This window comes from Roseovarius sp. MBR-154 (genome assembly GCF_053628595.1).
Genome location: NZ_JBRJGR010000020.1, coordinates 16,837 through 38,761 on the forward strand (window position 1 = coordinate 16,837; position 21,925 = coordinate 38,761).

The following is a 21,925-nucleotide window of genomic DNA, read 5'->3' on the forward strand; positions in this document are numbered from 1 at the left end:
GGATGTTTATGACCCGAGGTGCGCCTTGCGCACGACCACCTGGGCATGGGCTCCTGCCCCTTCACGCGCTTCAGATAGTCTCTCCGACCCAACGTACCCGTCCGATTTGCGCTCCATGCTATCCGCTTCCCCGCCACCCCGCTGCGGGCCCTTCTCCCAACTATGCCATCGTGCTTCACTCCGGGATCATGAACACGGCGTTTCTCTTGATAGCAATGTATTCCGGGCGACCGATCATTCCCGCTGAGGATGTCGCCAGGGATTTTTTCGGCCTGAGTACCGACAAGTTCATCCGCAAAGTCTCGGCGGGTTCCATCGCCCTGCCCCTCGTCCGAATGGAAGCGTCGCAGAAATGCGCCAAAGGCGTCCATATCGATGATCTGGCCGAGTACCTGGACAAGAGGCGGGCTGCAGCCGTCAAGGAATGCCTGCAACTGCAGGGCCTTCGGTAAGCGTGTTCCCATCTGAAAATCGCCGAAGGCCTGTCTGCTGCCCATGGCACGAAGCCACCACCCTCTTCACCTCGCTCAACAGCACGGATTGAATTCTGTCAGAAAACTGCGTATATTTCTGACAGGAGAACGATCATGCAGCGCCTTGCCGAACAGATATTGACCCATGCAGAGGGACTTCCGGAAGGAGCGCCACTTGCCGCAAAGGGGCTGCTGCACCTCGGCAGCCGTGCCGGTGTGGATCAGGCCTTGTCGCGCCTCGCCGAGCGTGGCCAGTTGATCCGTGCCGGGCGCGGCGTTTACCTGCGACCGATCAAAAGCCGGTTTGGAACGCGCGCTCCGTCCGTGGAACAGGCCGTCGAGGCCCTCGCGGCGCAACGTGGAGAAGTCATCGTTCCAACCGGCGCCGCCGAAGCGAATGCGCTCGGCCTGACCACGCAAGTGCCTGTTCGCTCCGTGTACCTGACCTCGGGTCGCAGCCGCACGCTCTCATTGGGCAAACAACTCGTGGAACTGCGTCACGCCCCCCGATGGCAACTCGCCCTCGGGAAGCGGCCGGCAGGCAGTGCTGTTCGCGCCCTGGCCTGGCTTGGGCCGGAACAGGCAGAGACAGCTCTTAGATCGCTGAAGCAGAAACTGCCGGCAGCGGCCTTCGACGAATTGGTAACCGCAGCACCGCAGTTCCCGACCTGGCTTGCACGCAGTGTCGGAAAGGCGGCGCATGTCTGAACCCTTCCTGTCTTTGCCGTCTGCAGACCGCAAGGAAGCCCTGGCCGTCGCTGCAGATCGCTCCGGGCGGCCCGCGCACTTGCTCGAAAAGGACGTCTGGGTTGTCTGGGCCCTTCAAACCCTCTTCGGTCCCGAGCTTGGTGAGCACCTCGTTTTCAAAGGCGGAACATCCCTTTCCAAAGCCTATGGGGTGATCCAGCGCTTCTCTGAAGATGTCGATCTGACCTATGACATACGGGCAATCGCACCTGATCTGGTGGGAGAACGCGCCGAAGCCCTGCCAACCACGCGCAGCGAGGAAAAGCGCTGGTCGAAAGCTGTCCGGGATCGATTGCCGAAATGGGTCGTCGAGACGACGCAGCCCTTGATCCAGGACGCCATTGCAACGCAAGGGCTATCGGCCTCGACACGGGCAGATGGCGACAAGCTATTCATCGATTACGAGGCCGCCTCTTCTGGCTCCGGTTACGTCGCCCCCAGCGTCATGCTGGAATTCGGCGCGAGGTCGACGGGCGAACCGGCGAGCCTGCGTGACATCTCCTGCGACGCGAACGGGCTGATCGAGGGCGTGACTTTTCCGACCGCGACCCCGCGCGTGATGCATGCAGAACGAACCTTTTGGGAGAAGGCCACGGCGATCCATGTCTTCTGCGTACAGGGACGGCTCCGTGGGGAGCGCTTCGCGCGCCACTGGCATGACCTGGTACGCCTCGACGATGCAGGCATCGCGGATGTGGCTATTTCCGACCGAGACCTCGCCTCAGCAGTGGCGCGCCACAAGCGCATGTTCTTTCCGGAGAAGACCGCAGACGGAACACCCGTGGACTATGAAGCCGCGGTTCACGGCCATCTGCAACTGGTCCCAAACGGAAAGGCTCGCACCGCGCTCGCGGCCGACTACGCGCACATGGTCGACGACGGCCTATTGCTTGAAGACGCTGAGCGTTTCGACGAATTGATCAATCGTTGCCTCACCGTTGCCGACCGAGCAAACCGTGTGGCGAACGAGGTCTCCAAACATTGAGCCAATATTAGCAGGAGGAGGACGCCTGCGCCGTGTCTTTGATCTCCAGCAGCCAGTGTCGGCAAGACGCGTGGCGGCAACACTTCTCTGTCACCCGTCGAAACCGGAAAGGCATTTGCCTATTTTGCCGCTCACCTGACGGCCCCTAAAGATCTGCATGATATTCTAAGCTGGCGCCACCGATACTTGTTAACCTTCTTGTCAAACACCACAGGATTGTATCTCATGCAGGCCAAGGTGCGGAAACACGAGGAATGTGTGATGGCAGGAAAGTTTGAACTCTATGAGGACAAAGCCGGTGAGTATCGCTTTCGGTTGAAGGCCGGAAATGGCGAAACCATACTCGTTGGAGAAGGCTACAAGCAAAAGGCAAGCGCGGAAAATGGCATCGCTTCGGTTCGAACGAATGCGCCGATCGATGCCAGGTACGAGCGAAAAACAACCATCGCCGGGAAGCCTATGTTCAATCTAAAGGCCTCCAATGGCCAAGTGATCGGCACAAGCGAGTCCTATAGCAGCGAGGCCGCTCGCGAAAACGGGATAGCATCGGTGAAAGCGAACGCTCCAGACGCTCGGCTAGACGACCTGACTTGACCAAAGTCGGGCCGTTCATCCCCCACCCTAATCATCGTTGGGTAAAGGCAAGTGTGAATCCCGGATCGCGTTGCGAACAAGTAACTACATAGCCGCGCTCCTGCGTCCCAGGTTTTCTGAAATCGAGAGCCGTGATCGGTCGAACAGCACGACACACATGCCACCGAGTAGGTACTGTTGTCATCCACAGGCCGCGTGACGAAGTCGTGGTTCAGCTAACGTTGGATAATATCAAAATGCCAACGCAGGTATTTTTGAACTTTCAAAGCGAGAGTATCTGCGTAAAATTACGAAATTAAATAGTTCAAAAGGTCACAACCGTGCCTGCGGAATCAATTATTGATATCTCCATTCCACTCGAGCTCCAGGAATTCGTTCCAGCTGCAATATTGCGTCTGAAATACATGTTTCCGGAGATGAGAATAGAGAGAGCACCGAATGGCGTGACGCTGCATCGCGTCAAAGAAGTGGATGCCCATAAGGTCGAACGCGAGGTTGCATATCAAATCTATCGAGAAAAGATCTTTCAGGAAACGCTAACAATGCGGCAAAATTTATATCAGATGCTGGTGATGTGATGCACACTTGGCCGCTGAGTTTTCGAGAGTTTCCTGACCAACGTATTATCATGACAGATGACTCGGGTTGCTATTTCATGGCGAACCGAGATTTTGTGGAACGCTATGCCCTTGGACACCTCACCGAAGCAGATGCAACTTTCCTGCAAAAGAATGGACATACCTATCAAGACGAAGGTGATCTCTCGCACACAGCGTTCATGAGCAGGTGGGTACAACGCCAACATGTCGGTGGCGACTCCGCCTACGTCATACTTATTCCAACTCTGAGATGTGATCTGAAATGCTCCTATTGCCAAGTGTCCCGGGCACCGCTCACCGCGAAGGGCTTTGACTGGAGCGAGGAGACACTCAAGCAAACCCTTACCTTTCTCGATCATCTTCCAGGCAACGAAATTCAGATCGAGTTCCAGGGCGGAGAACCGTTCCTACGCCTCGATCACATTAAGGCAGTTGCAGAGTTCGCCCGGCAGCGGTTCCACCGCGTGCACTTTGTGGTCTGCACCAATCTTCAGACGCTAAACGACGAGATCCTTGAGTTCATCAAAAGCGATGACGTGTTTATCAGTACGTCTCTCGATGGCCCTCACGACATTCATACCCGAAATCGGACAGCAAATGCCGATCTGACCCGGGAATTCAATCGTAACCTCTCCAAGGTGATCAAGCTGGTCGGGCCTGAAAAGGTATCTGCCCTGCCGACGATCGACATTGAGGATGTTGATTTCCACCGAGAACTGACCCGGTTAGCGTCCTAATTTCCATTGAGAATTGACCCATGTGACCCTTCCCCCACGCGACGAGCGCAGGGGGGCAACGGAGTGATCCACATGGGACTTTTGAACATTATTCGGAAGCTGCGTTTGCGGCACGGCCTTCCGATCCGGGAGATTGCCCGACGGACTGGTCTGTCGCGCAATACGATCAAGAAGTATCTGAACGCGGGGACGATCGAGCCTTCCTTTGCGACGCCGGAGCGGCCCAGCAAACTCGATCCTTTTGCCGACAAGCTGGCATGCTGGTTGAAGACCGAGGCGGGGAAGTCGCGTAAGCAACGGCGGTCCCTGAAGCGGATGCATGCTGATCTGGTCGCGCTCGGCTTCACCGGATCCTACAATCGCGTGGCGGCCTTCGCCCGGGAGTGGCGCGCAGATCGCCAGCGAGAGCAGCAGACGACAGGCCGCGGCACATTCGTCCCGCTCCTGTTCCGTCCGGGGGAGGCCTTCCAATTCGACTGGAGCGAGGATTATGCCATTCTGGGCGGCGAGCGCACAAAGCTTCAGGTGGCCCATATCAAGCTGTCACATAGCCGGGCCTTTCTTGTTCGGGCCTATCTGCTGCAGACGCATGAGATGCTGTTCGATGCCCACTGGCATGGGTTCCGCGTCTTTGGCGGCGTGCCGGAGCGCGGTATCTATGACAACATGAAGACAGCTGTAGATCGGGTTGGTCGCGGCAAGGAGCGCCAAGTCAACATGCGCTTTCTCGCCATGGCGAACCACTACGTCTATGAACCTGAGTTCTGCAATCCGGCTGCGGGGTGGGAGAAAGGCCAGGTTGAGAAGAACGTTCAGGATGCCCGGCCGCGCCTGTGGCAACCGATGCCGGACTTTCCCGATCTCGCAGCGCTGAACGCCTGGCTGGAACAGCGCTGTCTGGAACTCTGGCGCGAGATCCCTCACGGCACTCTTTCTGGCTCGATCGCTGATGTCTGGGCGGCGGAACAGGCTGCGCTGATGGCCTTGCCACCCGCTTTTGACGGCTTTGTCGAACAGAGTAAGCGCGTCTCGCCAACGTGCCTGATCAGCTTCGAGCGCAATCGCTACAGCGTGCCCGCTTCATTTGCCAACAGGCCCGTCAGCTTGCGGATCTATCCTGACCGGCTGGTCGTGGCGGCCGAGGGCAACATCCTGTGCGAACATACCCGTGTGATCGAGCGTAGCCACCACCTCCCACCGCGCACGATCTACGATTGGCGGCATTATCTGGCCGTCATCCAGCGCAAGCCCGGTGCGCTACGGAATGGGGCACCCTTTGCAGAGTTGCCACCCGGCTTCAGGCAACTACAGGAGAAGATGCTGCGCCGCCCGGGTGGAGATCGGGAGATGGTCGAGATCCTGGCGCTTGTCTTGCATCACGATGAACAGGTCGTGTTGAAGGCCGTGGAGCAGGCTCTGGCCGAGGGCGTGCCGACCAAGACGCACGTGCTGAACATCCTGCACCGGCTGATTGACGGCAAGACCACTGGCGGGCCGGACATCGACACGCCCCAGGCTCTGATCCTGCGCCGCGAACCCAAGGCCAATGTCGAACGCTATGATGGCCTGAGAGCCCGGAACACCGGAGGCCGCCATGCGTCATGACCCTGCCAGTGGCGCCATTGTCATCATGCTGCGCAGCCTGAAGATGTATGGGATGGCACAAGCCATCACCGATCTGATCGAGCAGGGCGCGCCCGCTTTCGAGGCTGCTGTGCCGATCCTGTCCCAGCTGCTGAAGGCTGAACTGGCGGAACGCGAGGTGCGCTCCATTGCCTATCACATGAAGGCTGCGCGCTTCCCTGCCTACAAGGATCTCTCTGGATTCGACTTCGCCGCCAGCGAGATCAATGAACCCACGGTCCGCCAGCTGCATCGCTGTGAGTTCATGGACGGGGCCCAGAACGTCGTGCTGATCGGCGGGCCGGGAACGGGCAAAACCCATGTCGCGACCGCAATCGGCATCCAGGCCATCGAGCACCACCGGCGTAAGGTCCGCTTCTTCTCGACCATCGAACTCGTCAACACGCTCGAACAGGAGAAGGCAAAGGGAAAGGCTGGACAGCTTGCCGAGAGCCTGACGCGCCTCGATCTCGTGATCCTCGATGAACTGGGCTACCTGCCGTTCAGCGCATCTGGCGGGGCGCTACTCTTCCATCTGCTGAGCAAGCTTTACGAGCGCACCAGCGTCATCATCACCACCAACCTCAGCTTCAGCGAATGGGCCAGCGTGTTCGGCGATGCCAAGATGACAACTGCACTGCTCGATCGTCTCACGCATCGCTGCCACATCCTGGAGACCGGAAACGACAGCTTCCGCTTCAAGGCCAGCTCCGCCACGGCGGCCAGAACAAAGAAGGAGACAAGCCATGTCTTGACCGAAGACTGACCCAAAATCCATAATCAGAGATGGGTCAGTTCTCGATGGAAAACCCGGGTCAGTTCTCGGTGGAAATCAACAATCTCTCGGCCTATACCGGCACCGTCCATGCCGATGGGTTTGCCGGCTTCAATGGCCTGTTTGGCGAAGGCAAGGCTGACGAACAGGCCTGCATGGTCCATGTGCGCCGCAAGTTCGTCGACGAGGTTGAGCGCACCGGCTCTCCCATTGCACAGCATGCGATCAAACAGATCGCGCAGCTTTACGCTGTCGAGAAGGAGGCGCGGAGAAAATCCCCGGAAGAGCGCGTGGCCCTGCGGCAGGCGAAGGCTAAGCCCGTCTTCGACGAATTAGAGCTTTGGCTGCAGGCGCAGTTGCGCAAAATATCTGGGAAAACAAAACTCGCCGAAGCCATCCGCTATGCGCTGAACCGTATGCCAAAGGCCCGTGGCTATCTCAGCGACGGGCGTCTCGAGCTGGATAACAACACTTGCGAGCGTACGATGCGCCCTGTTGCATTGGGCAGAAAAAACTATCTGTTCATGGGCTCCGTCGGTGGCGGAAACGCGGCTGCGATCGCCTACACACTCACGGAAACCTGCAAGCTGAACAACGTCGATCCTGAAGCATGGCTTACATGGGTTCTCCAGCGCCTACCTGATCATAAGATCAATCGCATCGACGAACTCATGCCATGGAATTGGCAGGCCGAAATCGCCTGAAACCGCGCCTCAACCGGACGGATACCAAGAGCCAGTGTACTCGGTCGAATTAAGCGCACAGGAGATCTCAGAGATTGTCGACTTCCTCTCTACGCTGAATTTCGACCCAGAGGATGAACGTTGAGACTGATGTTCCCCACGTCCCTATTCAACATATTCTTTCGCCTTTCGGTGATTGGCATATGCCTCATATTGGCAATCTGGCTCTACCTGGTACAGCTACATCCGCGCCTTCAACTCCGCACCAGCGAGGCGGAGTTCCGACACCTCGCCGCCGCCTGTGATCAGGCCGTACGCTTGAATGCAATAGACACTAACATCCAAGATCGCATCCCTCCTGCAGAACTTTATCGACTAGACCAAGCTCTGGAAATCGCGCGACTGCCTTGCAAGAACTACGCAAGTCTCAGAGAGCATCTCCTGTCCGTTGACGTATCTCAACATGCTCTCGCGGCATTACACCTATCGGCCATATCAGACCCCGCCTATCCTGATCTGAAGCAGGGCGGAGTCTCGGAGGCAGAACTCGATGCACAACTCAGAGTAACGATCGAGCTTCTCAGCCTTACCCCTCTACCTTTGAAAGATTACGTGCGAGACTCAAAGTTTCGCCTTGGAGAAAAACTCTTCTATGACACGCGCCTGAGCGGTTACGGCGACCGCACCTGTGCGACGTGCCATAGCCCGCAGAATGCAACTGCTGACGCGGGCACACTTGAGCCGCGTCTCGACGTGACACCAAGTATGCTTCCCGAGATTCCGGCACGCAATGTGCCTGATCTTTGGAACCGCGATCACAACGACGTCTCTGCAATGCTGTGGGACGGCCGCCTAGAAGTGAAAGTCGCTGCAAACCTTGGAGGCCTCGTCTCACCGGACGGGCTCGACACCGCTGGTTTCGAAAATCTGATGGCTCTACAATCCGTCCGCCCAATTTTCAGCCCCGTGGAGATGCTCGGCGAACCTGGAATCTCGAACGCGCTTGCGCCATCGGCCACCAAAGACCTGGAACCAAATGACGTCCTCGCCCGCTTAGGTCCACTGCTTTTTCTGGGTGATCGGGCGCAAAAGACGCAAACTGAAAGCTACGAGGCTCTGTTTCGTGAGAGCTACGGTTTGACCGATGCAGATCAGATCAGCCCACCTCATATTGGCAATGCTCTCGCGCACTATATCGAGATAGAATTTCAATCCCGAAACACACCCTGGGATCGTTACCTATCCGGCGATCTGACCGCATTGAGCGTGAACCAGAAACGCGGGGCTCTCGTATTTTACGGAATTGGTAAGTGCGCCGTCTGCCATAGTGGCGATATATTCAGCGACTTCGGTTTTCACTCAGTAGGAGTTTCTGATTCTCGCGAGAATAAAGACCAAGGCCGATTTTATGCAACACGTGACACCAAGGATAGGTTTCTCTTTCGAACCCCACCTCTAAGGAACGTCACATTGACAGCTCCGTATTTTCACAACGGCCAGACCGACACACTTCTCGAAGCTATAATCCAGCACCTTGATCCTTATCGCTTTGCACGCGCGTATAATGAAGATGGAGGACATCTCATGGAGCCTGCAGAAATAGAGGCCATTTCGCCAATATTGACAACACCCAGCACAGTGACAGATGAGCAAGCCTCATATTTACGTGATTTTCTCGAAGCACTTCAGGAACAGCGCGAACTGGATCCCCGAAGATAGAAAAGCACGCGCACAGATTATCGAATATACGGCAGAACTCCGGAATAGAAAGACGGATATGGGTGGCGAAAAGGACAGCGGGAAGATATCCGACAACCCAAGAAGCATAGATATGAAGGCGCTGCTACCTGGGCTTGAGATTATGGGAAAGGGTGCAAATTTTCTTGGAAAACTAGGTATCAAACGCGAACAGATGCAACGCTTCGCAAGCCAAATAGAAGATCTGCTCCAGCAATCGAAGTTGCTCGATCTTCCCGATCGCTTCAATGCAGCTTTCGGTTCGCTTGGCTGGATCGCTGTCGGCTCTGCGCTATCAGTTGATGTCATCAACGAAGCTTTATCTCTCCATGAGGAGGGAAAAATGGATGAGGCGGAAGCCGCACTCGTTGATTGGTTCACGAAAGATAATATTGAGCTGTTTGCGATCTTGCGGGCACGCCGGTTCCATCACGCAAGTCTTCGTGATGATCAACTCAAGGAAGCCCTCCAGCTATATCTTGAGGAACGCTACATGGCTGCTGTGCCGCTCATCTTGATCGCCTGTGATGGATTTGCATCAGATGTCGCGCGGGTCAGCCCATTCGAGAAGGATGCGGATCTAAGCTGCTTCGACTCGATCACCGGCCACAGCACGGCGCTGCCCGAGCTCATTAAGTTGATTACAAAAGGTGTCCGGAAGTCCCGCGATGATGAACTCGACTTGCCATTGCGACATGGAATTCTACATGGCCGGTCTCTGGGTTACGCCAACAAAACGGTGTGCGCTAAGGCATGGCTTTTGATGATGGCTCTGGTCGACTGGGCGATAGATAAGTCATCAGAAGAAGAGCGGCGCACTCAGCATGAAAAGAAGCAGCAAGAAACGCTGTTTGACGCCCTCGGAAAATACCGCCAGACACAGGACGATCGGAAGGCAATGGACGCGTTCGAACCTTACGATGTCGAACTCCCCCTGACCGAGCCAATTAACCCCGGGTCGCCGGAATTTACGATCTCCGAGTTTCTTGCAGGCTGGAAGGCGAAAAATTATGGAAAAATGGCCCAGCACGCGGTTAATCCCGCACAGAAGCCTATCAAAAAGCTGGCAGGCGACATGCGTTCGACTGCCGATTGGATCGAGCTAATCGACTACGAAATTAGATCAATCCACCGGGCCAATATTGCACGCTGTGACGTCCGAGTTTGGATTGCAGCAAAGACACTTAAGAAGGAAGTTGAAGGCGAGTTCAGTTTGATTGCTTTTCGCTTCACCGTGGGCGGCGACGTTGCCATGCCGAGCGAAGATGGCCGATGGAGCATCCAGCAGAATTTCATATACAACATCGTGCACGAAAAATTTTCTGACAGCGTCAACAGTCCCGAGTGAAAATAATAGTTTGCAACACAGGCAATTTATCCCGCTGCCTCACCAGACGTTTCATACACATCTCATCTCATAGGACGAATGCGGTGGCCTTGAAGATGCTGCAGACCGAACCTGGACTAGCCCCGGAAGTGTTGTCGTCTTGATCTTTGGAAGAGGAATCCGCGCAAAAATTTGGTACTTGGTACACAAAATCTTCTCGTAGAGCATTGTTTCCAATAATGTATTATGGATCTACCCGTCCAATCCATCATCGGGGCCACAGACAATCTATCGTTTTGATTTATTTCCATTTTTTGTGTATCTTCAAACTGTTGGCTTTGGGCTCTGCTACGCTGGAATACGCCCCAATATCCCCGAATTTGCCCCTCTACGACGACTCATTGCACACATGAGCCGCACACGAAAATGGCCTCCATCGATCCGCGCTCCCCTCCGGTGCATGACCCGCGTCCAGATCAGACGAAAGGGCCGCTTTGCTGCGCGAGACGTTCCTCCGTCGCGACGACGCTCATCGTTGGGTCCTGCCCGCGCGGAGACCCGTGTGGATCAGGGGTTGGCACCGAACAAGTCGTCCGTCTCCCGCCTGACCACCATCGGCGATCTCATCGAGCTCCACATAATCGATATGTGCCAGGTAGGCAAATCGCCGCGTCGCGAGCCAAGGCCGCCACGCTCAAGCGCGATCTACGCAAGGAGAGGATCGGACACCTCGACCGGCAAAAGCTGATCGACTACGGCAAGATGCGCGCCGATCAAGGCGCCGGTCCGGTGACCCTCAGCATCAATATCGGCGTGATCAAGATGATCATCACCCATGCGGCAGCCGTGCACGGGTTCGACATATCGCCCGAGCCCGTCGATCTTGCGCGCGTCTCCCTGATCAAAGCCGGAAAACTCTCGCCAACGGCGGTAAAAGGTTCGGGGTCGGACCAACGAGGCGGACGCCCCTTGGCGAGGGCGGTATAAGGTTCGGGGGCGGGCCACGAGCCAACGGGCTCCGGTTCCGGCTGCCTGAAAGTTCAGTGGCAGGTCAGTCCCTCGGTGCCGCCGCGCGCCGCAATCGGTCGTTGATTGCGCGGCCAAGCCCGGTCTCGGGGATCGGCGATACGGCGATGCCATCGGCCCCCATCGCATCGAGCGCGTGCAGGTGGTGAAAGAGGTTGGCCGTGGCCTCAGTCAGATCGCCCGCACGCGACAGGTTGAGATCGGCCTCGACCGGGCCGAAGCCCAGCATCACCTCGCCCGGGCGCGGTGCATCGGCTTCGAGCCGCACCTGTGCCCCCGGCGCGTAATGCGAGCGCATCTGCCCCGGCGCGCTAAGCGTCTCGCCTTCGGCACGCCGGGCAATGGGCTGGCCCAGTGCGGCCTCCAGCGCCTCGACCGGCACCCCGCCGGGGCGCAACAGTACCGGCGCACCCGCCAGCCCGAGAATGGTCGATTCGACCCCCACCGGGCAGGCGCCGCCATCCATTACCGCCTCGATCCGCCCGCCGAGGCCCGCCATCACATGCGCCGCCTCGGTCGGGCTGATCCGACCCGAGGGGTTGGCCGAGGGGGCCGCGATTGGCCTGCCGAATTCCCCGAGCAGCGCGCGCGCCACCGGATGCGCTGGCACCCGCACCGCCAGCGTCGGCAGATCGGCGGTGACCAGCGGTGACAGCCACGCCCCCTCGCGCAGCGGCAGGACCAGCGTCAGCGGCCCCGGCCAGAACGCGCTCGCCACGATCTCGGCGGCGTCCGACCACGCGACGTATTCCTTCGCACGCGCTGCACTCTCGACATGGATGATCAAGGGGTTGAAGCGCGGCCGCCCCTTGGCCTCGAAAATTCGCGCCACCGCCAGATCGTCGCGCGCATCCGCGCCAAGCCCGTACACCGTCTCGGTCGGAAACGCCACGAGGCCACCGGCACGCCAAATCTCCGCAGCGCGGGCAAATTCCTCCGCTCCGGCTTGCAATACTTCGGTTGCATTTGGCATATACGTCCCCTGTCCTGACGCGGCGTTTCGGTTGTCGTTCCGGCACCTTCGGCTAATCTAGACCCTGCGCCGGGCTGATTACAGACGTTGATCACGGATGCCAAGCCGCGCCAGAAACAGAAAGGATGATGGACATGCCCTATCGCGCGCCGGTCTCGGAATATCAGTTCCTCTTCGATCACGTCATTGGCCTACCGCAGGTGAGCGCGACCGAGCGTTTCGCCGAGGCGACCCCCGACATGACCGCCGCCATACTCACTGAGGCCGGGCGCATGTGCGAAGAGGTGCTCTATCCCCTGCAGCGCGCCGGTGATCTGCACCCCGCGCGGCTGGAAAACGGCGTGGTGCGCACGCCACCGGGCTTTGCCGAGGGCTACCGCGCGATTGCCAAGGGCGGATGGGTCTCGATCAGCGCGCAGCCCGACCATGGCGGCATGGGCCTGCCGATGACCCTGACCACCGCCGTCAACGAGATGATGTCGGCGGCCTGCCTGTCGCTGCAACTCGCCCCGCTGATGACGCAAGGCCAGATCGAGGCGCTGGAGCATCACGCCTCGGGCGCGCTCAAGGCGCTCTACCTGCCCAAGCTGGTCAGCGGCGCATGGGCCGGCACGATGAACCTGACCGAGCCGCAGGCGGGTTCTGACGTGGGCGCGCTGCGCACCCGCGCCGAGGACAATGGCGATGGCACCTACTCGATCACCGGGCAAAAGATCTACATCTCCTGGGGCGACAACGATTTCACCGAAAACGTCTGCCACCTCGTGCTCGCGCGCCTGCCCGATGGCGTACCCGGCACCAAGGGGATCAGCCTCTTTCTGGTGCCGAAACTCATCCCCGACGCCGAGGGCAACGCCGGCGCGCGCAACGGCCTCAAGGTCGTCAGCCTCGAGCACAAGATGGGCCTGCATGGCAGCCCGACGGCGGTGATGCAATATGACGGCGCCACCGGCTGGCTGGTGGGTGAGGCACATCAGGGCATGCGCGCGATGTTCACCATGATGAACAATGCCCGCCTCGGTGTGGGCGGTCAGGGCATCGGCGTGGCCGAGGGGGCGTTTCAGCACGCGCTCGCCTATGCGCAGGACCGCAAGCAGGGGCAAACCCCCGACAAGGACAACCCCGACACGATCATCGGCCACGCCAATGTGCGCCGCATGCTGGCCGGCATGAAATCCGAGATCTTCGCCGCCCGCGCCATTGCGCTCGCCTGCGCGCAGGCCATCGACATGGAGACGGCGACGGGGGCCAAACACTGGGCCGCACGCGCAGCACTCCTGACGCCCATTGCCAAGGTCTGCGGCACCGAAACTGGCATCACTGTCGCCAATACCGGCGTGCAGCTGCATGGCGGCATGGGCTACATCGAGGAAACCGGTGCGGCGCAATACCTGCGCGATGTCCGCGTCACCGCGATCTACGAAGGCACAAACGGAATTCAGGCGATGGATCTGGTGGGCCGCAAGCTGATGGACGGGGGCGAGGCCGCCTTTGCGCTGATCGACGAAATGCAGGCGGCGGCAGAGGCGGCGCGCGGCGCTCTGCCCGAACTGGCCGAATCCGTCTGGCAGGCGACCGAGAGCCTGCGCGAGGCGACCGACTGGATGCTGGCGCAGGACGACATGACGCAGCGCTTTGCCGGGGCGATCCCGTATTTGCGCGGCTTCGCCCGCATCCTCGGCGCGCATTTCCACCTCAAGGCGGCACAAGCCGAAGGCGGCGATGGTGCGCGCACGCGGCTGGCAAGGTTCTACATCACCCGGCTCTTGCCCGAGCATGCCGGGCATCTGGCCCATGCCACGGCAGGGGCCGACGATCTCTACGCGCTCACGCCCGAGGATTTCGCGGCCTGATGGATGGCGGCGCGCATATCCGCCACCCGTGGTCCGATCCGCCCGCCCAGGGCGCGGCGACCGAGGTCGCGCCCGGCGTGCTCTGGCTGCGCCTGCCGCTGCCGATGGTGCTCGATCACGTCAATGTCTACGCGCTCGATGAGGGCGACAGCTGGACGCTGATCGACACCGGCATTGGTTCAAAGCGAAGCGTCGCGCTGTGGGAGGATATTCTGGCTGGCCCATTGCAAGGCAAGCCCGTCTCCCGCGTGATCCTGACCCATCACCACCCCGACCATATCGGCATGTCGGGCTGGTTCATGGACCGCTTCGGCGCCGATCTCTGGGCCTCGCGCACAAGCTGGCTGCTGGCGCGTCTGCTGATCCTCGACGTGGAGGAGCGCCCCACCCCGCAGGCCCTTGCCTTTTCCCGCGCAGGCGGGATGGACCCGGAGATCTACGAGCACCGCAAGCACGAACGCCCCTATAATTTCGCCGATATCTGCGCCCCCATCCCGGTGGGCTATACAAGGCTGCAAGAGGGCGACGTGATCCGCGCAGGTGGGCGCGACTGGGATGTGCGGATGGGCGGCGGGCATGCGCCCGAGCATCTCACGCTCTGGTCCCGCAGCGACGCATTGGTGATCGCGGGCGATCAGATCCTGCCCGGCATCAGCCCCAATATCGGTGTCTACCCGACCGAACCGATGGCAGATCCGCTTGCTGACTGGCTGGCCGCCTGCGACCGGCTGGCGGCGCACGCCCGCGATGATCATCTGGTACTGCCCGGGCACAAACTGCCCTTCACCGGCCTGCCCCTGCGCATGGCGCAACTCAGCGGCAATCACCACGCCGCCCTCGACCGGCTGCGCGCGTTTCTCAAAGAACCGCACACCGCCGCCGAGTGCTTTCCGCTCCTCTTCAAGCGCCGCATCGACCGGGGCACCTATGGGCTGGCGTTGGTCGAGGCCGTTGCGCATCTCAACCATTTGCTGCACGCTGGCGAGGTTACCCGCTGGCGCCGCGCCGACGAGGCCTGGCTCTGGCAGATCGAGGACGAGTAACCGGGAGGAAACCCCGATGGTTGACGAGATCGACACCAGCGCCGAACATGCCGAAGCCGCCGCAATGCCGCGCGCCCACGAAGTGCATTCCGACCCCGACCAGCCCTGTATCGAAACCGCCGCCAAGTCGCTGTCGCAAAAGCCGATCCACGGCAAGAGCGCCGCGCAATGGGCCTATGAGCGGCTGATCCTCTACATCCAGAACTTCGAGAAGACACTGGACGAGGAACACGAGGTTGCAATGGGATTCGCCGGTGGCGATGCGGGCGTGATCCGGATCGAGGGGATGGGCTATTTCGATCCCGATATCATCACCTTTTACGGGCAGGACCAGATGGGCATGCGCACGCAGCTTGTCCAGCATGTCAGCCAGCTCAATGTCATGCTCCGCGCCCTACCGAAAAAAGCCCCGTCCGAGGCCCCGACGCGCATCGGCTTTCGCCTCGCGCAGGATCTCCAAAAGGGCTGAGATCTGCGACAGCTTGGGGCGTGACAGCCTGTGGCAAATGCAGTAATGACGAGCCGAAACATGGGTTCAGCGAACAAGGGAACACGCGACATGGCCGAGCACAAGCATGGTGAGATGAATACCGACGTTCAGGAAAAGACATTCGAGGGCTTCATCAAGGCCGTGACCTGGTCGGCGGTCGTGATCGTCGTGCTGCTGCTTTTCATCGCAGCGGTCAACGGCTGATCCAGCCGCCCCGGATACAGGCACATATGATGCGGTCACGGGTTCTGGCGCTTGCCGCCTTTGGGTTTCTGGCGGGCTGCGCCGCCGAGGCGGTCTGGGCCCCGGACGAGGCCGTGACGCGTGCCGCCTATCGGCATGAGGGGCCGCCGCGCCTGACCGTCTTTACCATGATCAACAACGAGTCGGGCGCGGGCATGCATACCTCGCTGATGATCAACGGCGCGCAACGGGTGATCTTCGATCCGGCCGGCAGCTTCCATCACGAAACCATCCCCGAGCGGCATGACGTGCTCTATGGCATCACGCCGCAGGTCGCCGATGTCTACACGCGCTATCACGCGCGCAAGACCTACCATGTGCAGGTCCAGCGCCTCGATGTGTCGCCGGAGATGGCCGCGCGCGCCATGCAACTCGTGCAGGCAAACGGGCCGGTGGCCCCCTCGCAATGCGCGCTTGCAACCTCGCGCATCCTCGGCGAGCTTTTTCCCGGGCAGGTGCGCAGTTCCTGGTATCCGCGCAAGACCGCTGCGGATTTCGGAAAGATCCCCGGCGTGACCGAGGAAAAGCTTTATGAATATGATGGCGACGACAATTCCAATGTCCTCGCCGAATGGGACCCGACCCGCGCCGCGGCGCAATAAGCGACCGCAGCGCGCGTCAGCGCCGGAACCGGGGATCAGTCCTGCGCGCTTTCGTCCTCGGTGACGCCGCGCACGCCGAGCAGTTGATCCATGCTCACCGACGGCTGATCGCAGCCCGCTTCGCCGACGATCTTGGCGGGCACGCCCGCCACGGTCTTGCACGGCGGCACCTCCTGCAACACGACCGAGCCTGCGGCGATGCGGCTGCAATTGCCCACCTTTATATTGCCCAGCACCTTGGCCCCTGCCCCGATCAGCACGCCGTTGCCGATCTTGGGGTGACGGTCCTCTTCTTCCTTGCCGGTGCCTCCAAGCGTCACCGAATGCAGCATCGAGACATTGTCGCCCACCACTGCCGTCTCGCCGATGACGATGGAATGGGCGTGGTCGATCATGATGCCCTTGCCGATCCTCGCGGCGGGGTGAATATCCACGCCGAACACCTCGGAGCAGCGCATCTGGAAAAACCGCGCCAGATCGCGACGTCCCTCGGTCCAGAGCCAATGGGCGATACGGTAGGCCTGAATCGCCTGAAATCCCTTGAAGAACAGGAGTGGCAGCAGAAATCGGTCGCAGGCCGGGTCGCGGTCGTTCACCGCCACGATATCGGCACGCGCCGCCAGCCCGATCATCTCGTCACTGGCCAGCGCCTTGTCGCAGATCTCGCGCAGGATCTGCTCGGGCATCTCGCGCGAGCCGAGTTTGAGAGAGATGCGATAGGCAAGCGCCGACTCGAAGCTGCCATGATGCAGCACGCTGGAATGAATGAGCCCGCCCAGAAGCGGTTCGTCACGGATCGCGGCCTCGGCCTCGCGGGCGACGCGCGCCCAGACCGGATCGAATTCGGCCAGTTTTGTCTTGGTATGTGCCACGGCTCATGCTCCTCTGGATCGATATGAGTATAACAGATAGGCAGGGGGCGTAAAATGCAAAGGCGTGACCAGGTGGATCAGCAAAATGAATGAAACGTGGGCTGGGGAATTCCGGACCTTGATCGAATCCCCCCTTGCCGACCTCGATGCGCAAGAGGCACGCGGACGCGAGGGGCAGGCGACGGTGGAGCTGGATCAACAGGCCATCGGACGGCTGAGCCGCATGGATGCGCTGCAAAATCAGGCCATGGCCAAGGCGGGTCATGCGCGCCGTCAGGCCGAGCAGACACGGCTGCGCGCCGCTCTGGCCCGGATCGACGAGGGCGAGTTCGGCTATTGCGAAGATTGCGGCGAGGCAAGCGCCGAAGGACGGCTGAGACTTGACCCCGCCGCCCCGCGTTGCATTTCCTGCGCCAGTGGCTGAGATGCCGAGACTTGCAAGGAGACGCCCATGCCCGCCGCCATCATCGTGAGCCACGGACAGCCCTCGGACCCCGATCCGGCGCAGGCCGATCTGGAGCGATTCACCACGCGGGTAGCGGACGCCCTGCCCGGCTGGCATGTGGGGGCGGCGACATTGGCCGCGCCGGGTGCGCTCGATGCCGCCCTAGCCGCGGCGGGCCCTGCCCCGCTGGTCTATCCGCTCTTCATGACCGAAGGCTGGTTCACCGGCGACAACCTGCGCAAACGACTGAGCGGGGCACCTCAGGCGCGGATGCTGCGCCCGTTTGGCGTGTCATCCGAGTTGCCGGATCTGGCGGCTGACCTCTTGCGCGACGTGCTGGCCGGGCGTGGCTGGCAGGCGGGCGAGACGCAGCTTTTCATCGCCGGGCACGGATCGGGCCGCAGCCCGAATTCGGCGCGCGACACCCGCGCCTTTGCCGAGGCCGTGGCGGCGCGGATGCGCTTTGCCGAGATGCGCGTGGGCTTTGTCGAGGAGCCGCCCTATCTGGCCGATCAGGCGGCGGGACTGAAGGCGCGGGCGATCTGCCTGCCGTTCTTTGCCGCGATCCTCGGCCATGTGATCGACGACATCCCCGAGGCATTGGACGGGGTGGGATTTGAGGGCGTTCGGCTTGACCCGATCGGCTGTGCGCCGGGGGTGCCTGCGCTGGTGGCGCGGGCGCTCATGGTCGAGGCCGTTCAGACGCCCAGGTAACGGTCAGTCAGCGCGGGCGAGAGCGCGGCGAACGCGCCGGACCAGACCGAGACGCCCTTTTCCAGCACCACCGCGCGGTCGGCGATGCGGCCCAGTTCCGCTAGCGACTTGTCGACCACGATCAGCGCCATGCCGGTTTCGGATTTGAGCCGGGCGATGGCGGCCCAGATTTCCTGTCGCACCACGGGGGCCAGCCCCTCGGTCGCCTCGTCAAGGATCAGCAGGCGCGGATTGGTCATCAGCGCGCGCCCGATGGCGAGCATCTGCTGCTCGCCGCCCGAGAGCGAGCCCGCCGATTGCGCGCGGCGTTCGTGCAGCCGGGGAAAGAGCCCCGCGACGCGGGTCAAATCCCATTCACCGGGGCGCGCGGCGGCGATCAGGTTTTCCTCGACCGTGAGGTTCGTGAAGCAACGCCGCCCCTCGGGGACAAGGCCGATTCCCGCGCGTGCCGCGCGGTAGCTGGGCAGGCGGGCCATGTCCTGCCCGTCGAACACCACTGTGCCGCCGCGATGGCGAAGCAGGCGGCAGATCACCTTGATGGTGGTGGATTTGCCCATGCCATTGCGCCCCAGAAGGGCGAGCACCTCGCCCTCGTTCAGCGCCAGATCGACCTCGAACAGCGCCTGCGAGGGGCCGTAAAAGGCCGAGATATGCGAGAGGGTGAGCAGGGTCACAGCGGTGCGTCCTCCTGCCCCAGATAGGCGCGGCGCACCTCCTCGTTGGCGCGAATCTCACTCACCGGGCCGGTGGCGATGATGCGCCCGCCCACCAGCACGCTGATCCGGTCGGCGAGGGCAAAAACCGCGTCCATGTCATGCTCGACCAGCAGAATGGGCGTGCGGGCGCGCAAGTCGGAGAGGAAGGTGATCAGCCGCTTGGAGCCCTCGGCCCCCAGACCCGCCATCGGCTCGTCCATCACGAAGGCGCGGGGGTTGAGCGTGAGGGCCACCGCCAGTTCCAACTGCCGCCGCTGACCATGCGACAGTTCCGCCGTACGCAGGGCTCGAAATTCCGACAGGCCGACCTGATCGAGCGCGGTTTCTGCCGCCTCGCGCAGGGCGGTGTCGCGCATCACCGGGCGCAGAAAGCGCATCACGTCGCCGCGCCTCCCGAGCGCGCCGATCATCGCGTTTTGCAAAACGGTATAGTCCATCGCCAGCGACGAAATCTGGAACGTCCGCCCAAGGCCGCGCCGCGCACGGGCGGGGGTGTCGAGCACGGTCACGTCCTGCCCGTTCAGCCAGACCTGCCCCCGGTCAGGGCGCAACGCTCCCGCAATCTGCGCGATCAGCGTGGACTTGCCCGCGCCATTGGGACCAATGAGGGCGTGGATTTCACCGGGGCGCAGGTCGAGCGTGATGTCATCGCTCGCCACCAGCCCGCCGAACGCCTTGGTGATGCCCCGCACGTCGATCACCGGCTCAGTCATGCGCCACCCCGCGCCCCGCGATGAGGCCATAGATGCCGCCGCGCGCGAAGAGCACCACGCCGAGCAGGATCGCGCCGAGATAGATGTGCCAGTAGTCGCTGAGCCCGCCCAGCCAGTGTTCCAATGCGATGAAGAGAGCGGCACCGGCGACCGGGCCGAAGACGCGCCCAACCCCGCCGAGGATCACGAAAACCATGATCTCGCCCGAGGTTTGCCAGGCCAGCATCACCGGGCTGACGAAGCGGTTGAGATCGGCAAAGAGCGCGCCTGCCAGCCCGGTGATCGCCCCCGAGATGACGAAGGCGGTGAGGTAGAGGCGGTACGGGGCTTGCCCCACCGCCTCGACCCGCGCGGGGTTCTGCCGGGCGGCCCCCAGCATCAGGCCGAAGGGCGAGGCGGCAAGGCGCGAGACGATGAAGAGCACCAGCAGCAGGAGCGCGTAGCAGATCGCGAAGAACGTGAGCGGGTCCATCGTGTTGAGGCCCGCCATTCCGTTGCGCACGTAGATCGACAGCCCGTCCTCACCGCCATAGGCGGGCCAGGAGATGGCGAAATAATAGAACATCTGGCCAAAGGCCAGGGTGATCATGATGAAATAGACCCCCGTGGTGCGCAAGGAGAGCGCGCCGATGGCCAGCGCCGCGAGCGCACTGACGGCGATTGCGACCAGCCAGATCAGCGGCATGGATTTTGTCCCCGCGATCAGGACCGGCACCTCGATCAGCGGGGTGTAGGTCTGCGCGTGATAGGCGAGGATACCCATGGCATAACCACCGAGGCCGAAGAACGCCGCGTGCCCCAGGCTGACCAGACCGCCCAGCCCGAGCGCCACGTTGAGGCCGACGCCCGCGATGGCGAGGATCACGGCGCGGGTGACGAGGGTGATGGTAAAGGGCTCATCGACCATCCACGCCCAGAGCGGGATCGCCAGCAGACCCAGCAGAAGGGCCGCGTTGAGCATCACCTCGCGCCTCATGCCGCCGCCCCGCCGAAAAGACCCTTGGGCCGGAAGAGCAACACGCCCGCCATAAGCAGGTAGATCGCCATCGAGGCGAGGGCCGAGCCTGCTGTGGTGGCCGAAGAGGCGTCCATGAAGAGGGCAAACGCCTGCGGCAGCAGCACCCGGCCCAACGTATCGGTCATGCCGACGAGGATCGCGCCCACCAGCGCCCCCTTGATCGAGCCGATGCCGCCGATCACGATGACGACGAAGGCGAGGATCAGCACCGGCTCGCCCATGCCGACCTGCACCGATTGGATCGCGCCGATCAATGCGCCCGCCAGCCCCGCGAGCGCCGCGCCAAGCGCAAAGACCAGCGTATAGAGCGCCGAGATATTTACGCCGAGCGCGCCGATCATCTCGCGGTCATTCTCGCCCGCGCGGATCTGAATTCCTAGCCGTGTGCGCGCGATCATCCAGAAAAGCCCGGCCGCCACCGCCAGCCCCGCGCCGATCAGCGCCAGACGATAGGCGGAATATTCGATGCCCAAGGGCAGCGTCACCGTGCCGGACAGCCACTCGGGCCGGTCGAGATAGAGCGGCACAGAACCATAGAGCCAGCGCGTGCCTTCCGAGAAGATGAGAATCAGAGCAAAGGTGGCCAGCACCTGATCGAGATGGTCGCGGTCGTAGAGCCGCCGGATCACCGTCATCTCGACGATCACCCCGGCCAGGGCCGCCGCCGCGAGGCTGGCCACCAACGCCAGCAGGAAGGACCCGGTCAGCCCCGCCACCGCCGCCGCCGCGAACGCGCCCACCATGTAGAGCGAGCCATGCGCGAGGTTGATCAGGCCCATGACGCCGAAGATCAGCGTCAATCCGGCCGCCATCAGAAACAGCATGACCCCCAGTTGCAGCCCGTTGAGCGCCTGTTCGACCAGCAGGATCAGGGACATGCGGCCCCTGCGCTGCGCAGGTGTACGGTGGTCGGCCCGGTGCCCATAGTGGTCTGATC

Annotated in this window: 24 protein-coding genes and 1 pseudogene; 19 read left to right on the forward strand and 6 right to left on the reverse strand. The window is 61.4% G+C overall.

The features are described 5' to 3' along the window. The first annotated feature begins 188 nt into the window (after positions 1–188). The 12 genes and pseudogenes from ACSSV4_RS18360 (at position 189) to ACSSV4_RS18415 (ending at position 11,267) form a co-directional block, all read left to right on the forward strand. The gene (locus tag ACSSV4_RS18360; RefSeq protein WP_020043354.1) at positions 189–452 is read left to right on the forward strand and encodes a pyocin activator PrtN family protein; all 264 of its coding nucleotides are present in this window, start codon (positions 189–191) and stop codon (positions 450–452) included. 135 nt (positions 453–587) lie between these two features. Continuing rightward, positions 588–1,181 (forward strand): DUF6088 family protein, encoded by a 594-nt coding sequence (locus ACSSV4_RS18365; RefSeq protein ID WP_043870051.1) that lies wholly within the window; start codon positions 588–590, stop codon positions 1,179–1,181. After that, the gene (locus tag ACSSV4_RS18370) at positions 1,174–2,205 is read left to right on the forward strand and encodes a nucleotidyl transferase AbiEii/AbiGii toxin family protein (protein ID WP_454276554.1); all 1,032 of its coding nucleotides are present in this window, start codon (positions 1,174–1,176) and stop codon (positions 2,203–2,205) included. The genes ACSSV4_RS18365 and ACSSV4_RS18370 overlap by 8 nt, the downstream gene beginning before the upstream one ends. 225 nt (positions 2,206–2,430) lie before the next feature. Beyond that, positions 2,431–2,799, forward strand: a complete 369-nt coding sequence (locus ACSSV4_RS18375; protein ID WP_454276555.1) for a YegP family protein — start codon at positions 2,431–2,433, stop codon at positions 2,797–2,799. Positions 2,800–3,119: 320 nt separating this feature from the next. Next, on the forward strand, positions 3,120–3,377 hold the full coding sequence (locus ACSSV4_RS18380) for a hypothetical protein (RefSeq protein WP_454276556.1): 258 nt from the start codon (positions 3,120–3,122) through the stop codon (positions 3,375–3,377). A gap of 50 nt (positions 3,378–3,427) precedes the next feature. After that, positions 3,428–4,135, forward strand: a complete 708-nt coding sequence (locus ACSSV4_RS18385; RefSeq protein WP_454276557.1) for a radical SAM protein — start codon at positions 3,428–3,430, stop codon at positions 4,133–4,135. A 72-nt stretch (positions 4,136–4,207) separates the two neighbouring features. Further along, positions 4,208–5,740, forward strand: coding sequence for an IS21 family transposase (gene istA, locus ACSSV4_RS18390; protein WP_454276558.1), 1,533 nt, complete (start codon positions 4,208–4,210; stop codon positions 5,738–5,740). Further along, positions 5,730–6,524: an IS21-like element helper ATPase IstB gene (gene istB / locus ACSSV4_RS18395; RefSeq protein WP_454276559.1), complete on the forward strand. Its 795-nt coding sequence runs from the start codon at positions 5,730–5,732 to the stop codon at positions 6,522–6,524. Before istA ends, istB begins: the two co-directional genes overlap by 11 nt. A gap of 74 nt (positions 6,525–6,598) precedes the next feature. Beyond that, positions 6,599–7,237, forward strand: a pseudogene (tnpC, locus tag ACSSV4_RS18400) (IS66 family transposase); the annotation flags it as partial. A 129-nt stretch (positions 7,238–7,366) separates the two neighbouring features. Next, positions 7,367–8,935: a cytochrome-c peroxidase gene (locus ACSSV4_RS18405; RefSeq protein ID WP_454276605.1), complete on the forward strand. Its 1,569-nt coding sequence runs from the start codon at positions 7,367–7,369 to the stop codon at positions 8,933–8,935. Then, a complete protein-coding gene (locus ACSSV4_RS18410) occupies positions 8,862–10,301 on the forward strand; it encodes a hypothetical protein (protein WP_454276560.1) in 1,440 nt (479 codons plus the stop codon). Before ACSSV4_RS18405 ends, ACSSV4_RS18410 begins: the two co-directional genes overlap by 74 nt. 627 nt (positions 10,302–10,928) lie before the next feature. Then, on the forward strand, positions 10,929–11,267 hold the full coding sequence (locus ACSSV4_RS18415; protein ID WP_454276561.1) for a hypothetical protein: 339 nt from the start codon (positions 10,929–10,931) through the stop codon (positions 11,265–11,267). Positions 11,268–11,331: 64 nt separating this feature from the next. Here the strand turns inward: ACSSV4_RS18415 and ACSSV4_RS18420 are convergent, their stop codons facing one another. Continuing rightward, positions 11,332–12,279, reverse strand: a complete 948-nt coding sequence (locus tag ACSSV4_RS18420; RefSeq protein WP_454276562.1) for an L-threonylcarbamoyladenylate synthase — start codon at positions 12,277–12,279, stop codon at positions 11,332–11,334. A gap of 134 nt (positions 12,280–12,413) precedes the next feature. Between ACSSV4_RS18420 and ACSSV4_RS18425 the strand changes: the two genes are divergently transcribed. From ACSSV4_RS18425 to ACSSV4_RS18445, 5 genes are read left to right on the forward strand one after another with little or no spacing between them, the layout of a single operon-like run. Further along, positions 12,414–14,132: an acyl-CoA dehydrogenase gene (locus ACSSV4_RS18425; protein WP_454276563.1), complete on the forward strand. Its 1,719-nt coding sequence runs from the start codon at positions 12,414–12,416 to the stop codon at positions 14,130–14,132. After that, positions 14,132–15,175: an MBL fold metallo-hydrolase gene (locus ACSSV4_RS18430; protein WP_454276564.1), complete on the forward strand. Its 1,044-nt coding sequence runs from the start codon at positions 14,132–14,134 to the stop codon at positions 15,173–15,175. Before ACSSV4_RS18425 ends, ACSSV4_RS18430 begins: the two co-directional genes overlap by 1 nt. A gap of 16 nt (positions 15,176–15,191) precedes the next feature. Further along, on the forward strand, positions 15,192–15,644 hold the full coding sequence (locus ACSSV4_RS18435) for a DUF6173 family protein (protein ID WP_454276565.1): 453 nt from the start codon (positions 15,192–15,194) through the stop codon (positions 15,642–15,644). A gap of 60 nt (positions 15,645–15,704) precedes the next feature. Then, positions 15,705–15,869, forward strand: a complete 165-nt coding sequence (locus tag ACSSV4_RS18440; RefSeq protein WP_454276566.1) for an aa3-type cytochrome c oxidase subunit IV — start codon at positions 15,705–15,707, stop codon at positions 15,867–15,869. A gap of 29 nt (positions 15,870–15,898) precedes the next feature. Beyond that, positions 15,899–16,510, forward strand: coding sequence for a hypothetical protein (locus ACSSV4_RS18445; protein WP_454276567.1), 612 nt, complete (start codon positions 15,899–15,901; stop codon positions 16,508–16,510). Positions 16,511–16,545: 35 nt separating this feature from the next. On the opposite strand, the gene cysE is transcribed toward ACSSV4_RS18445, so the two are convergent. Next, positions 16,546–17,382, reverse strand: a complete 837-nt coding sequence (gene cysE / locus ACSSV4_RS18450) for a serine O-acetyltransferase (RefSeq protein WP_454276568.1) — start codon at positions 17,380–17,382, stop codon at positions 16,546–16,548. Between the two features lie 118 nt (positions 17,383–17,500). On the opposite strand from cysE, the gene ACSSV4_RS18455 reads away from it, so the two are divergent. Both ACSSV4_RS18455 and ACSSV4_RS18460 read left to right on the forward strand, forming a co-directional pair. Beyond that, positions 17,501–17,806, forward strand: a complete 306-nt coding sequence (locus tag ACSSV4_RS18455; RefSeq protein ID WP_454276569.1) for a TraR/DksA family transcriptional regulator — start codon at positions 17,501–17,503, stop codon at positions 17,804–17,806. Positions 17,807–17,833: 27 nt separating this feature from the next. Continuing rightward, on the forward strand, positions 17,834–18,541 hold the full coding sequence (locus tag ACSSV4_RS18460; RefSeq protein ID WP_454276570.1) for a CbiX/SirB N-terminal domain-containing protein: 708 nt from the start codon (positions 17,834–17,836) through the stop codon (positions 18,539–18,541). On the opposite strand, the gene ACSSV4_RS18465 is transcribed toward ACSSV4_RS18460, so the two are convergent. Genes ACSSV4_RS18465 through ACSSV4_RS18480 form a run of 4 tightly spaced genes read right to left on the reverse strand, consistent with a single transcriptional unit; the run spans position 18,526 to position 21,866 of the window. Then, a complete protein-coding gene (locus ACSSV4_RS18465; RefSeq protein WP_454276571.1) occupies positions 18,526–19,215 on the reverse strand; it encodes an ABC transporter ATP-binding protein in 690 nt (229 codons plus the stop codon). The genes ACSSV4_RS18460 and ACSSV4_RS18465 overlap by 16 nt on opposite strands. Then, positions 19,212–19,970 (reverse strand): ABC transporter ATP-binding protein, encoded by a 759-nt coding sequence (locus ACSSV4_RS18470; RefSeq protein ID WP_454276572.1) that lies wholly within the window; start codon positions 19,968–19,970, stop codon positions 19,212–19,214. The genes ACSSV4_RS18465 and ACSSV4_RS18470 overlap by 4 nt, the downstream gene beginning before the upstream one ends. Further along, positions 19,963–20,946 (reverse strand): branched-chain amino acid ABC transporter permease, encoded by a 984-nt coding sequence (locus tag ACSSV4_RS18475; protein WP_454276573.1) that lies wholly within the window; start codon positions 20,944–20,946, stop codon positions 19,963–19,965. The genes ACSSV4_RS18470 and ACSSV4_RS18475 overlap by 8 nt, the downstream gene beginning before the upstream one ends. Then, on the reverse strand, positions 20,943–21,866 hold the full coding sequence (locus ACSSV4_RS18480) for a branched-chain amino acid ABC transporter permease (RefSeq protein ID WP_454276574.1): 924 nt from the start codon (positions 21,864–21,866) through the stop codon (positions 20,943–20,945). Before ACSSV4_RS18480 ends, ACSSV4_RS18475 begins: the two co-directional genes overlap by 4 nt. Between the last annotated feature and the right edge of the window lie 59 nt (positions 21,867–21,925).

Bases quoted from the DNA above. Each gene is read 5' to 3' on its own strand.
- ACSSV4_RS18425 (WP_454276563.1), top strand. From the start codon at position 12,414: ATGCCCTATCGCGCGCCGGTCTCGGAATATCAGTTCCTCTTCGATCAC.
- ACSSV4_RS18410 (WP_454276560.1), top strand. From the start codon at position 8,862: ATGAGCAAGCCTCATATTTACGTGATTTTCTCGAAGCACTTCAGGAAC.
- ACSSV4_RS18440 (WP_454276566.1), top strand. From the start codon at position 15,705: ATGGGTTCAGCGAACAAGGGAACACGCGACATGGCCGAGCACAAGCAT.
- ACSSV4_RS18475 (WP_454276573.1), bottom strand. From the start codon at position 20,946: ATGAGGCGCGAGGTGATGCTCAACGCGGCCCTTCTGCTGGGTCTGCTG.
- ACSSV4_RS18365 (WP_043870051.1), top strand. From the start codon at position 588: ATGCAGCGCCTTGCCGAACAGATATTGACCCATGCAGAGGGACTTCCG.
- ACSSV4_RS18445 (WP_454276567.1), top strand. From the start codon at position 15,899: ATGCGGTCACGGGTTCTGGCGCTTGCCGCCTTTGGGTTTCTGGCGGGC.
- ACSSV4_RS18360 (WP_020043354.1), top strand. From the start codon at position 189: ATGAACACGGCGTTTCTCTTGATAGCAATGTATTCCGGGCGACCGATC.
- ACSSV4_RS18420 (WP_454276562.1), bottom strand. From the start codon at position 12,279: ATGCCAAATGCAACCGAAGTATTGCAAGCCGGAGCGGAGGAATTTGCC.
- istB (WP_454276559.1), top strand. From the start codon at position 5,730: ATGCGTCATGACCCTGCCAGTGGCGCCATTGTCATCATGCTGCGCAGC.
- ACSSV4_RS18375 (WP_454276555.1), top strand. From the start codon at position 2,431: ATGCAGGCCAAGGTGCGGAAACACGAGGAATGTGTGATGGCAGGAAAG.
- ACSSV4_RS18480 (WP_454276574.1), bottom strand. From the start codon at position 21,866: ATGTCCCTGATCCTGCTGGTCGAACAGGCGCTCAACGGGCTGCAACTG.
- ACSSV4_RS18370 (WP_454276554.1), top strand. From the start codon at position 1,174: ATGTCTGAACCCTTCCTGTCTTTGCCGTCTGCAGACCGCAAGGAAGCC.
- ACSSV4_RS18405 (WP_454276605.1), top strand. From the start codon at position 7,367: ATGTTCCCCACGTCCCTATTCAACATATTCTTTCGCCTTTCGGTGATT.
- ACSSV4_RS18430 (WP_454276564.1), top strand. From the start codon at position 14,132: ATGGATGGCGGCGCGCATATCCGCCACCCGTGGTCCGATCCGCCCGCC.
- istA (WP_454276558.1), top strand. From the start codon at position 4,208: ATGGGACTTTTGAACATTATTCGGAAGCTGCGTTTGCGGCACGGCCTT.
- ACSSV4_RS18470 (WP_454276572.1), bottom strand. From the start codon at position 19,970: ATGACTGAGCCGGTGATCGACGTGCGGGGCATCACCAAGGCGTTCGGC.
- ACSSV4_RS18435 (WP_454276565.1), top strand. From the start codon at position 15,192: ATGGTTGACGAGATCGACACCAGCGCCGAACATGCCGAAGCCGCCGCA.
- ACSSV4_RS18385 (WP_454276557.1), top strand. From the start codon at position 3,428: ATGACAGATGACTCGGGTTGCTATTTCATGGCGAACCGAGATTTTGTG.
- ACSSV4_RS18460 (WP_454276570.1), top strand. From the start codon at position 17,834: ATGCCCGCCGCCATCATCGTGAGCCACGGACAGCCCTCGGACCCCGAT.